At 66.0% G+C, this 11,474-nt stretch carries 8 protein-coding genes and 1 pseudogene; 5 read left to right on the top strand and 4 right to left on the bottom strand.

The genetic code is table 11. The features are described 5' to 3' along the window. Positions 1–3: 3 nt before the first annotated feature. Positions 4–2,100: a delta-60 repeat domain-containing protein gene (locus RUU78_RS02165; protein WP_313913210.1), complete on the bottom strand. Its 2,097-nt coding sequence runs from the start codon at positions 2,098–2,100 to the stop codon at positions 4–6. Between the two features lie 117 nt (positions 2,101–2,217). Here RUU78_RS02165 and RUU78_RS02170 point away from each other — a divergent pair, with 117 nt between their 5' ends. From RUU78_RS02170 to RUU78_RS02180, 3 genes are all read left to right on the top strand, one after another. Continuing rightward, a complete protein-coding gene (locus tag RUU78_RS02170) occupies positions 2,218–3,822 on the top strand; it encodes a choline dehydrogenase (protein ID WP_313913212.1) in 1,605 nt (534 codons plus the stop codon). Positions 3,823–4,092: 270 nt separating this feature from the next. Continuing rightward, positions 4,093–4,302 carry a hypothetical protein gene (locus RUU78_RS02175; RefSeq protein ID WP_313913214.1) on the top strand — a complete coding sequence of 70 codons (210 nt, stop codon included), beginning with the start codon at positions 4,093–4,095 and terminating at the stop codon, positions 4,300–4,302. Positions 4,303–4,384: 82 nt separating this feature from the next. After that, on the top strand, positions 4,385–4,855 hold the full coding sequence (locus tag RUU78_RS02180; protein WP_313913216.1) for a DUF1203 domain-containing protein: 471 nt from the start codon (positions 4,385–4,387) through the stop codon (positions 4,853–4,855). Between the two features lie 8 nt (positions 4,856–4,863). Here RUU78_RS02180 and RUU78_RS02185 read toward each other — a convergent pair whose 3' ends face one another. Continuing rightward, positions 4,864–6,021, bottom strand: a complete 1,158-nt coding sequence (locus RUU78_RS02185; RefSeq protein ID WP_313913217.1) for an alanine racemase — start codon at positions 6,019–6,021, stop codon at positions 4,864–4,866. A gap of 185 nt (positions 6,022–6,206) precedes the next feature. Here RUU78_RS02185 and RUU78_RS02190 point away from each other — a divergent pair, with 185 nt between their 5' ends. Further along, the gene (locus RUU78_RS02190; protein ID WP_313913220.1) at positions 6,207–6,515 is read left to right on the top strand and encodes a metalloregulator ArsR/SmtB family transcription factor; all 309 of its coding nucleotides are present in this window, start codon (positions 6,207–6,209) and stop codon (positions 6,513–6,515) included. A 36-nt stretch (positions 6,516–6,551) separates the two neighbouring features. Next, positions 6,552–7,934: a DUF2867 domain-containing protein gene (locus RUU78_RS02195; RefSeq protein ID WP_313913222.1), complete on the top strand. Its 1,383-nt coding sequence runs from the start codon at positions 6,552–6,554 to the stop codon at positions 7,932–7,934. A gap of 289 nt (positions 7,935–8,223) precedes the next feature. Here RUU78_RS02195 and RUU78_RS02200 read toward each other — a convergent pair whose 3' ends face one another. Further along, positions 8,224–11,115, bottom strand: a complete 2,892-nt coding sequence (locus tag RUU78_RS02200; protein ID WP_313913224.1) for a TonB-dependent receptor — start codon at positions 11,113–11,115, stop codon at positions 8,224–8,226. A gap of 133 nt (positions 11,116–11,248) precedes the next feature. Beyond that, positions 11,249–11,474 (bottom strand): annotated as a pseudogene (locus tag RUU78_RS02205) (hypothetical protein); the annotation flags it as partial.

Raw genomic sequence — 11,474 nt, forward strand, 5'->3', positions numbered from 1 at the left:
GCTTCAGTCGAAGGGCGTCGCGAAAATCGTGTCGCCGATGTCGAGCGGATAGGCGATGACGCCGCGCAGGCCCCAGACGAAGTAGACGCGATCGTCGGCCACTGCCATGCGACCGCCGCCTGACGGCGCGACCCAGCGGTCAAGCACGATGCCGTCGGCAGGATCCAGCTCGGCCACACCATTTCGTGCCTTGCCGCCGATCGTCTTGAATGCGCCGCCGACGAACAGGCGGCCCGTCGTAGTTGTACCGAATGCTGAGACGCTCGCGTCAGGCGCCGGATTCCAGTCGCGGATAAGGACTGGCGCAGTCGCCGAGACGCGCGCGAGGCGACTGCGTGGCACTCCGTTGATACTGTCAAAGCTACCGCCGATGAGCAGATCGCCGTCCGGCATTTGCGTGAGCGCCCATTCATCGTTTTGCGAAGCCAGGAACAACTGCCAGTCGGGATCGACCACACCGGTCGACACCGATACTCGATGCATGACCCGGCGATCCTGGGTATCAATGCCCAATGCATAGACATGACCGTCGATTCGCTGAAGCCCATAGGTCAGCATCTGCGGTGCGGATGGATTCCATCCCGGATCGGTGCTGCCATCCGGAAGAAGGCGATAGGCCGGCCGCGTGGAACGGTAAAACGTGGATACATATACACGATCCGCCGAGTCGACCGCGACTGCTGACGGTATCTCGCCACCGAGCCACGGCAGCCAGTCGGATACGACACTACCGCTCTTGCCGTCGATTTTCGCGAGTCCCTTCTCGACTTCGTGACCGTCGATGTACTCGAAATTTCCGACCAGATAGAGATCACCCTGGCTATCGAGGGTCATCTGTCGGATCCACTCATCGACGCGCGGCGCCCACGTCGAATCCAGTGTGCCGTCCGGCAACAGACGCAAGAGGCGCTGCCGTTCTATCCCATCCACGCGGTCGAACTGTCCCGAGACGATCAGGTGGCCGTCGGGCTGGCGCACGATGCGCTCGGCATAGGCGCGGTTTTCGGCAGCAGCAAGAGCGACCGGCAGACTCGTCGGCGAAGCCAGTTCTGCAAGACCGAGCGCCGGCGTCGTACCGACCCGCGCGAAATTGCCGGCGACGATCATGCGACCGTTATTGCGACGTTCGATTGCGCGCACCCACCGTCGAATGCCTTCGATTTTCCAATTGGCAAGCGTCTCGCCAGTCGTGCCTGAAACCGCCTTTGCCCAGCCGACACCAGCGAGATACAACGTATCGTCGTCACCCAGCACGAACGCCCACGGATTATTCGAAACTGGTTTTGGCCATCCAGGCGCGCTGACGCCGGTCGTCAATGACCGTTTTTCTACGTAGCCGGATGCGAAGGCCAGGTAAATTTCGTCCGATGTGGCGGCGGCCCCGCCGCCGACGAGAGCGCCGCTCCAATCGGACAACGGAATCTGCCAGACAAGCTTGGCCGTCGCCAGCGACACACGCGTCAGGAACGTCCCGTCGTACAAAATCAGGCCACCATTGCCGTCATAGAGGATCCCGGCGCCGAAAAATTGATAGCCCCAACTCGGATCGTGTTCGCCTGTATCAGTCCGTGCGCGACGAACAACACCCGCACCAAGAAAATAGACCCAGCCTTCTTCGTCGAAAGCCAGGGGGCCCGACAGGCAGCTCACGTTCAATCGCCAGGACGTAATGACGACGGGCGACGGATCGGCCGACAGCTTCTCGCCGCAACCTAACGAAAACTGGCCGTTGATGCGATCGAACTCGCCGAACAGCAATACGCTGCCATCAGGCAAAGCATGGACGCGCTGAGTCGCGTACTCCCGGTTTGTCCAGCGTACGCGCGGATACCACAGCGGATCGAGCGATCCACCTGCGGTCAACCGGGCGATACCGTCGCGCGGAGTTCCATTGATAGATGTGAATGTTCCAACCAGGATGAGTCCGCCGTCGGCCTGAGCCGCGACCGAGCTGATCTCGCCTGCGACAGTGAGGTCCAGGCGGGGAGCAGGTAGAGGCGCCGGAACCTGTGCCCGAACCTGCGCTGTAGCTGCAAAAAATGCGAAAACAATAAGCAGACGCGACAATAGGCCGCGTAGCGCAACCGACGAACCCAACATCGCGGGATTTCCCTGGAGAACAGTGCGAGTGTACCAACCCCCGATGCTGCACTGCGATGGAGCATCTGCTCTACCCCCGCCACCTAGCCTCGCGCGGTCCTCCCCGGGCAGCAGGAAATGACCTACGACTTCATCATCGTCGGCGCCGGATCGGCCGGCTGCGTTCTGGCCAACCGGCTCAGCGCCAATCCGAACCATCGCGTGCTGCTGCTCGAAGCCGGCGGCAGCGACTGGCATCCGTTCATCCACATGCCGGCGGGACTGGCCAAGCTGGTCGGTAAGAAAGGCGTCAATTGGGATTATTCCACCGAACCCGAGCCGCAGCTTGACGGCCGGCGCCTGTGGTGGCCACGCGGCAAGGTGCTCGGCGGCTCCAGTTCCATCAACGCGATGTGCTACATCCGCGGCGATGCGCGCGACTACGATGAATGGGCGCAGCTCGCTGGCGATCCGAACTGGAACTGGGACGCGGTACTGCCCTACTTCCGCCGCAGCGAAGGCAACGAGCGCGGCGCCGACGGTCTGCACGGCGGCGACGGTCCGCTGTCCGTCTCGAACCTGCGCCATCACAACCCGCTGTCGCAGGCCGCGATCGACGCGGCCGCATCGGCCGGCCATCCGCTGAGCAGCGATTTCAACGGCCCGAACCAGGGCGGCTTCGGCTACTACCAGGTCACGCAGAAGAACGGCGCGCGCTGCTCCACCGCGCAGGGCTACCTGCGTCCGGCGCGCGCACGCGCCAACCTTACGGTGATCACGCGCGCCACGACCGGACGCGTACTGCTCAGCAACGGCCGCGCGGTCGGCGTGGAATACCGCCGCCATGGCCGCACGCAGCGCGCCGAGGGCGGTCAGGTGATCCTCAGCGGCGGCGCGCTGAATTCACCGCAGCTGCTCATGCTGTCGGGCATCGGCCCGCCCGGGCAGCTGCGCCAGCACGGCATCCGCGTGGAAGCCGACAACGCCCGCGTCGGCGCGAACCTGCAGGATCATCTCGACATCTGCACGCTGACGCGCTGCACCCAGCCGATCACCTACGACAAGACCAACGATGTCGCCATCGCGCTGGAGTTCCTGCTGCGCCGGCGCGGCATCGGCACCTCCAACATCGCCGAGGCCGGCGGCTTCGCGCGCTCACGCCTGGCGCCGGACGAGCGCTGCGACCTGCAGTTCCACTTCGTACCGGCGCTGCTCGACGATCACGGCCGCAACCGGCTTCCCGGCTTCGGCTATACCCTGCACGCCTGCGCGCTGCGGCCAAAGAGCCGCGGTCATCTCGCGCTGCGCTCGGCCGACCCGGCGGAGAAGGTCGCGATCCACGCGAACTATCTGAGCGATGCCGACGGCTTCGACCTGCGCATGCTGATCGAAGCCGCGCGCCTGTCGCGCGAGATCCTGCGGCAGCCGGCCTTCGACGCCTATCGCGGCGAGGAGCTCCACCCAGGCGCGGCAATCCTCAGCGATGCGGATTTCGCCGCGTTCATCCGGCGCAAGGCCGAATCCATCTACCACCCGATCGGCACCTGTCGCATGGGCAACGACGCCGATGCCGTCGTCGACAGCGAGCTGCGCGTGCGCGGCGTCGAGGCGCTGCGCGTCGTCGACGCCTCGGTGATGCCGGTGCTGCCCGGCGGCAATACCAACGCGCCGACCGTCATGATCGCCGAGCGCGCGAGCGACCTGCTGCTGGGCGCGCGAGCGACCGTCCCGCACGCAGCCTGAGCCGGCCCGTGTTGACGACAGCCGCAGCGCGAAACCGCGCTGCGGCAATCGTGTCGCGCATGTCCTGCATCCTACCTGCCTCACCCGCTCATCGCAGTCCGTGAGATAGCCCCGCGGCATACTGCCTGACGTCGTCCCGCCGGCTCCGTAGCCGCAGCGACCGCGACGATACCGGACACCACGCCTTCATGCCGTCCCGTTCCCTGGCGGGCCGCGGCCGCGTGCGCGTTCCGGGCCGGATTCCTCTTTCAGTCTCGTGAGAACATGCCCATGTCGAACCAGCCGCTTTCTTTGTTCACTTTTACCAGCTTCATCGTTCCGCCGACCGAACGCCGACCGCGGCGAGCCGCGACCGGGGCGAGTCGCCGCTTGCGGCGCCTGCTCGCCGCCGCCAGCGCCAACGAAGTGCCGGACCCGTCTGAACACGCACTGGTCCTCGATCTGCACGCACGTCTGCGGCAGCTCGCGCAGGCCGAATGAACGATGCGGCGCAGGATCCGGATAGCGGCCTGAAGCAGGTCCGCGCATCCTGCGCCGCATCCTTCCTGCCGGAGATCACTCCATGTCGTTCCGCGTGCGCGGCCTGTCGCCCGAACCTTTCAGTCACCTGTTCGGCCTGTCCGACACGGCGTTGCGCGCGCACGGCGCGCAGCGCTGTGTCGCGGACCGCACGCCGGGCTTTCCCGATCGCATCGAACTGCGCGACGCACAGCCCGGCGAAAGCCTGCTGCTGCTCAATCATGTGCACCAGCCGGCCGACACGCCGTACCGCGCGAGCCATGCGATCTTCGTCCGTGAGGGCGCGCTGTCGGCGTACGACGCGATTGACGAGATTCCCGAGGTGCTGCATCGACGCGTCCTGTCACTGCGCGCCTTCGATGCGCAGCACCTGATCCACGTGGCGGAACTCGCCCGTGGCGACGACATCGCCGAGGCGGTACGCCGCCTGCTCGCCGATCCGGCCACAGCGTATATCCAGGCCCACTACGCGACGCGCGGCTGCTATGCCGCGCATATCGAGCGTCCGGGCTGAGAGCTGTGCTACCAGCCGTTGCAGCGCGGCCAGCGCTGCAGCGCCGCACCGTCATCGACGTGATAGGTGTCGTAGGCCGCCGCCGTCATGCAGGCGTGATTCGGCAATACGCGCACGCGGCTGCCGATCGGCAGCGCGGTGAACATGGCAGCCGACGCCGACGCGTCGCGCGGTGCGATCAGACCATGCTCCTGGTTCACTTCGACGACGCGCAGATCTGCCAGCGGCTGTCCGTGGATATCACAGACCTGGCCGTAGCCGTAGTCGATGGCCTGGCCTGCCGTGCCGTGGTCCTTCGACAAGGCCAGACCGCCGGCATCGATGATGACGCGGCCGGTGTCGCGCTTGTGGCTGATCACCGTGGCGAGTACCGACAGTGCGATATCGTCCAACGTGCAGACGCCGAGGTTGCTCTGCACCAGATCATTGAACACGTAGACGCCGACGCGTGCCTCGGTAACGCCGCTCAAGTCCTCGGCAAAGCTCACGCTCGGCGTCGAGCCGACGCTGACGCGCGCGCAGCCGAGGCCGGCAGCGCGCAACTGCGCCGCAGCCTGCACCACCGCCGCGCATTCGAGTTCCGCATGCCGGCGCAGCGCGTCCGCGCCGACACAGGCGTACGAACCGCCCGCATGCGTCATGACGCCGCTAGAGCGCAGATGCGATGCGGCCTCGAGCCCGCGCGCGATCTCGACGATGCGCACATCGTGCGGACGCAGGCCGGCGCGATGACCGTCCGCGTCGATCTCGACCAGCACGTCGAATGTCACGTCTTCGCGTTGCGCCGCCACGGCGATGTCAGCGGACGTCGCGCCGTCGTCGACGATGATCTGCAAGTTTGCGCCGGCCCTGACCAGCGCCGCGGCACGGGCGAGCTTCGACGGCACGATGCTCACAGCGTAGAGCAGATCGCGAAAACCATCGGCGACAAAATGCTCTGCCTCGCGCAGCGTCGACACGGTGACCGGGCCGGTCGCGCCACCGAAGATGCGCCGCGCGATCTGCGTGCATTTGGCGGTCTTCACATGCGGCCGCAGGTCGACCCCCAGGCGCGACGCGATCGCGTTCATGCGCGCAATGTTGCGGTCCAGGCGCGCAAGGTCGACGAGAAGACACGGTGTGTCGAGGTCGAAGCGGTCCGGGGCGAGTGACGCAGTCGCGGGCATGGGAGGATCCGGCAGGCACAGGGAAGGCCATTGTCCTCGACCTCGTATGCGACCGCAGCCGGGACGGCGGACGCTGCGCGCGCATGCGCGGGACTGCGGCAGGGTGTCGCAGACGCCGCGCCGCGGTTGACGCCGCTGCCGCTGCCGACTATTAGTTAACTAACTAATTAACTTCCGAACTCTCCATGGAAAAGGTATTCGAGGCACTCGCATCGACGGCTCGGCGCAAGATCCTCGCCTATCTCAACCAGGGCGAACTCAGCGCCGGCGAAATCGCCGAACGCTTCGACTTCAGCAAGCCGGCGCTGTCCGGCCATCTGCGCATACTCGAACAGGCCGGCCTCATTGCGCGCGAAAAGCGCGGCCAGTTCGTCTATTTCAAGCTCGTACCCGACCGCCTCGCCAACACCGTGTTCGCCTGGGCGGCCGAACTGTGTCCCGTGGCCGGCCCGCTCAAGCGCGAGAGCCGCGCGCGCGCGAACCGGCGCAGCTGACTCGAAGCGAGCCCGCAACAGACCAGGAGCGTGGCCATGCCGGCCTTGACCGAAGTGGTGCAGACTTTTCCGAGCGTACGACTACCGGGCGCCGGCGGCGGCCCTCCCGTGGAGGTTTCGCTGATCGCACAGCTGGGCCTGGGCGCAGGCGACCAGCTCTACGCCGGAGCGACCGCACGGCAACGCGCCCATGCGCAGTTCGTGGACGAACTCGATGAACCTTCGACGCGGCTGGCCGGCATGGACCTCGCACATGGCGACGCAACCTCGCTGTATTCCTTCGCCGTCGGCCCGCGCGGCCATCCGTTCCATCGCCACGCTGGCCATCGCGTGTTTACCGCGGTGTCGGGCAGCGGCGGCGCGCAACTGCGCTTTTCCAGCGCGAGCAGCACCGACATCGCGCGCGATCCGCGCAGCTTCCTGCGTCAGCTACGCTTCGTCGACATTCCTCCCGACAGCCTGTTCACCGTGCGCTTCGCCGGCGAGACCTGGCACCAGTTCGCGCCGCGCGACAAGGGCGCGGCGCACCCGGCACTGTTTGCGCTGTCCTGCCATACCAATGAACTCGGCGGCAATCTGCCCGCGGATCTGCGCGCCCGCGTCGAGGCCGGCGCCGCGACGATTCCGGCCCTGACCGAACTGCTGCCCGCAGCAGTAAGCATGCTGCTCGCGAGCGACGCACACGATCCTGCAAGCGTGCCGACCGTCGCCCTGTCGCTCTACGCACCGGCCGCTTCGGCGCAGGGTGCCGTCTGCCGCGGACTGCGCAGCCTGTCCGGCCGCGTGCGTGGACAACTTCGCCGCTGGCGCGCGTCGCCGGGTTTCCTGTCCGACAACGGCAGCGGCCACGCCGTCGTGGTGCAGCCACTGCAGGCCGGTTCGCTACTCACGGGTACGCTCGCGGAGCGCTGCCACCACGAGGATTCATTCGTGCTGGAAACCGCGCCCGGCGAGCTGCGCGCCGATTCGGCCAGAGCGTGGCTGTCGGCACTGCTGCAGGGTTTTCTCGACAACCGTCCGCGCGGCGTGTCGCGCCTGATGGTGCTGCGCAACGCGCTCGTGCGCCCGCTGGGACTGCGCACGAGCCCGCTCGGCTGTCCGGTATCTTCACTGCTCTGCGCGCAGCCCGAACAGCGCTTCGACGCACGCTTCCCGGTGCTCGACCAGGCCGTCGCCGACGACGACCGCAGCGCCGAAGTCCTGCTCGGTGCCGACGACAGGCACCTGCGCTTCCGCTCCAGCGTGCGCGTCGATCTCGGTGCCGATGGTCGTGTGCGTTTCAGCCTGAGCACGCGCGTGCAGTGCAAGAACCTGTTCGGCCGCGTCTACATGGCCAGCATCGACCGCGTTCACCGCGGCTATATCGCACCGGCCATGCTGCAGCTTGCGACAGTGTGGGCCATCAGGCAGCGTGCGTGAGACGAAGCGGAAAGCGCTAATTGAATATCGCAAGAAATACACCATACCCACCCAACCCTCCGGCCCGTCGGGCGCTCAAGACAGCCAGAACCTTGCGGTTCTGTGCGGCTGCCTTTCGCCCCCTTGAAGGGGAGGGCTAGTCATCGCGACAACTCACGAATCGCAGGGCTTCCGCGAATGCTCCGGTTGTTTGTAGGCTCGTCGCGAGGTTCTTAAAAACCCTCCGCTTCAAGGGGAGGGCGGGGTGGGGATGGTGTTTGCTTGGATGCCCCGGAGCCATGCGCTATCGCTAAAACTTCACGCTGAACCGCGCCCAGTAATAGCGTCCGACCGTATCGAACGTGACCGGATCGGTATTGCCGTTGGTCACGTTGTTCTGGAACAGCACCGGTGGCTGCTTGTCGAACGCGTTGTCCACGCCGAGCTCCACGCGCGCATTGATCGGTTCGATGCGATAGCCGACCTGCAGGTTGTGGTAGGTGGTCGCGCCGTAGCCGACGACGACGTTGGCGAACGTGCCATCGGCGGAATCTCCGCCGGGCCGCAGGGTGCCCAGATCGAAGCCGTGTACGTAGCGCGTCGTCCAGCTCGCGTCGATATTGCCCAGTTCCCAGTTCAGGGTGCCCAGACCGCGCCAGCGGGCGTAGTTGCCGAGCTGACGGTTGAACTGGCCGGCCGCGAAGATCGACCCGGTGGCCGTGCCGGTGTTGTCGCGGATCAGCTGGTTGAACTGCGCCGTGTACGTGGCATCGAGGCCGACACGGAAGGTGCCGATCGGCGTCTCCGGCAGGCGGTACTTGATGCTGAAGTCGGCGCCTTTGGCATCGAGGCGGCCCAGGTTCAAGGTCGGCTGGTCGATGTAGAACACCTGGCCGTCGGACTCGAAGCGATGGATGAAGTCGCAGAGGTTGCCGGCGGTGAAGCACTGCAGCGCGACGGTGTTGACGTCGAGCGCGCTGATGTTGTCATTCAGCGCGAAACGCCATAAGTCGACGCTGGTGGAAAGTCCTTCGATCCAGCTCGGATCGTAGACCAGCCCCCAGGTAAAGGCCTTGCCCTGCTCCGGTCTGAGGTTGGGGTTGCCGGCGACGAGGCCGGTCGTCTGGCCGTTCGGCGCGCCGGCGAAGCTGCCGTCGCGCGTCACGTTCTCGCAGGCGCGATCGATGTTCGCGTTCGCGCCAACCGGTGAGGTCACGCCGATGCACGGATCTCGAAACGTGGGCGCGTTCGCCGCCGGTGCGGCGAACAGGTTCGAGATCGTCGGCGCGCGGAACACCTCGGCGATCGTGCCGCGCAGCAGCACGTCGTCGAGTGGACGCCACTCGAGGCCGATCTTGGAATTGGTCGAGTTGCCGAAGGTCGAGTACTTCGAGTAGCGCGAGCCGAGCGTGATGTTGAGCGTCTTGGCGAACGCCACGTCGCGCAGCACCGGGATGAAGGCCTCGCCGTAAAGCTCTTTGACGTTGTAGCCGCCGATCACGGCCGAGGTGCAGGTCTCCTGCGCGAGCAGGCAGTTGGTGTAGTCCGGCGGCAGCGCGGTCACGAGGAAATCCGGATTGAAGCTCTGGTATTCCTTGCGATACGAGGCACCGACCGCGAGGCTGGCGACGCCGGCCGGCAACTCGAACAGTTCGCCGTTCGCGTTGACTTCGCCTTCGCGCTGGACATACAGCGTGCTGGTGCGGTACGGCGCTTCCAGCAGCGCGAATCCTTCCGGCGTTTCCTCGGGATTGAACGGATTGACCGGAACGCAGCCAGCGATCGGCGCGGCCGGCGTGCCGCAGGTCGCCACGCCGGCAGCGTCGATGAACGACGGCCCGAGCGCGTTGATGAGGTTGGGCTGGAAGATGTAGCCGCCGAACTGGCGACTCTGCGAGAAATGGCCGTAGGTGAAGTTCGCATCCCACTGCCAGCTGGTATTGCCGAAGCCACCGCGTAGGCCAAGGTTGATCTGGTCGGTTGTCACGGCCGTCGAAGCGCGGCGGTTGCCGACCGCTTCCAGACGCAGGAAGAACGCGTTGCCCGAATCGTTGTCCCCGCTGCGGCCGAAGTCGATGCCGAAGGGGTTGTAGACATTGTCGGCGGAGATCAGCACGTTGTCGTTGCGTGCGTCGAACGGCAGCGGCGCAATCGCGTAGGCTGCGCGTGTCTTGTTGTGGAAGGCCTCGACGTAGGCCTCGACGTTGTCGCTGATACGGTAGTTGCCGACGACGAACAGGCTGCCACGCTCTTGCGGCGTGAGTTCGAGATTGCCGACGGCCTGGAAGTTGAACGCGTCCGACGCCGGGTCATAGCACTTGTAGTCATTGAGCGAGCTGCCGGCGGCACCGGCGATGCGCGTGACCGAACCGGCGGAATTGGCCGGACAGTTGAACTGCGCGATGAGATCGGTGGGCAGGAAGATGCGTCCGCGCGGCGTACGGCTGGAGCCGCCGGCGACGATGGAACCCGAGGACAGGTACAGCGCGTCCTTGGAGAAATCGCGATCAGCCGCCGACACGGCGTCTTGCTTGTGATAGTTCACGCCGACCATGAGGCTGCCCTTGTCGCTGGTATGCCCCAGCGTCATGGTGACGCCCTTGCGCTGGCCGTCGTCGGCATCGGCGATGCCGTAGTCGGCGCTGAACTCGATGCCCTGATAGTCCCTGCGCAGGATGAAATTGACCACGCCGCCGATCGCGTCCGAACCGTAGATCGCCGAGGCGCCGTCCTTGAGCACTTCGACACGTTCGATCAGGTTGATCGGGATAGCGTTGACGTCGGGCGCCGGACCGGCCAGGCGGCGTCCGTTGACGAGGATCAGCGTGCGCGCCGTGCCCAGGCCACGCAGATCGATGGTTGCTGCGCCGGTGCCGCCGCCGTTGTTGACCGCGCCGTTGGTCGCGGTCGCGCCGCCGGCGATGACCGGCGTGCTTTGCAGCAGGTCGCCGACGGTGAGTTTGCCGGTCTTCTCGATCTGCCCCTTGTCGATGACGAAGACCGGGCTGGCGGTTTCGAGGTCTACGCGGCGGATGCGCGAGCCGGTCACGACGATGGTTTCGAGCTTGTCGGCTTCAGGGGCCGGCTCGGGCTGCTGAGCCGCCGCGGGCAGCGCGAAGCAGCCCAGCAGGATGGCGCCTGCACCGACACTGGGGCCGGCAAGCGCTGATCTCACGGCTCGGGGGAGCGAAGGATTGAACATGTGTTTCTCCTGAAATTATTCACAAATCGACCGCAGCGCCGCCGGCCGTTGGTCGAGGCAATGGCGGCATCGGCGCGATCGGTGAGCGCGCAGGCAAGGCCGGCAAACCGGGAAGAACCCCGGTGCGGCAACGTTAAAAATCTGTGGCTACGCCGAGTTGCCGCGAGTTGGCAGACGGCGTTGCGGAAACTGCGCGGCGCAGCAATTCGCTACTGTCGCAACGCCGCTTGCGCGGGTTGCGCACGCCTATGCCGTGTTCGCGACGCAGCGCGGCCGCGCTGATGCCGAAGCGCTGCTTGAACAGGCGCGAGAATGCACAGCGGTTCTCGAAGCCGCTGGCGCCGGCGATCTCGCTGATC

The organism is Tahibacter sp. (assembly GCF_032229445.1).
Lineage (GTDB): Bacteria > Pseudomonadota > Gammaproteobacteria > Xanthomonadales > Rhodanobacteraceae > Tahibacter.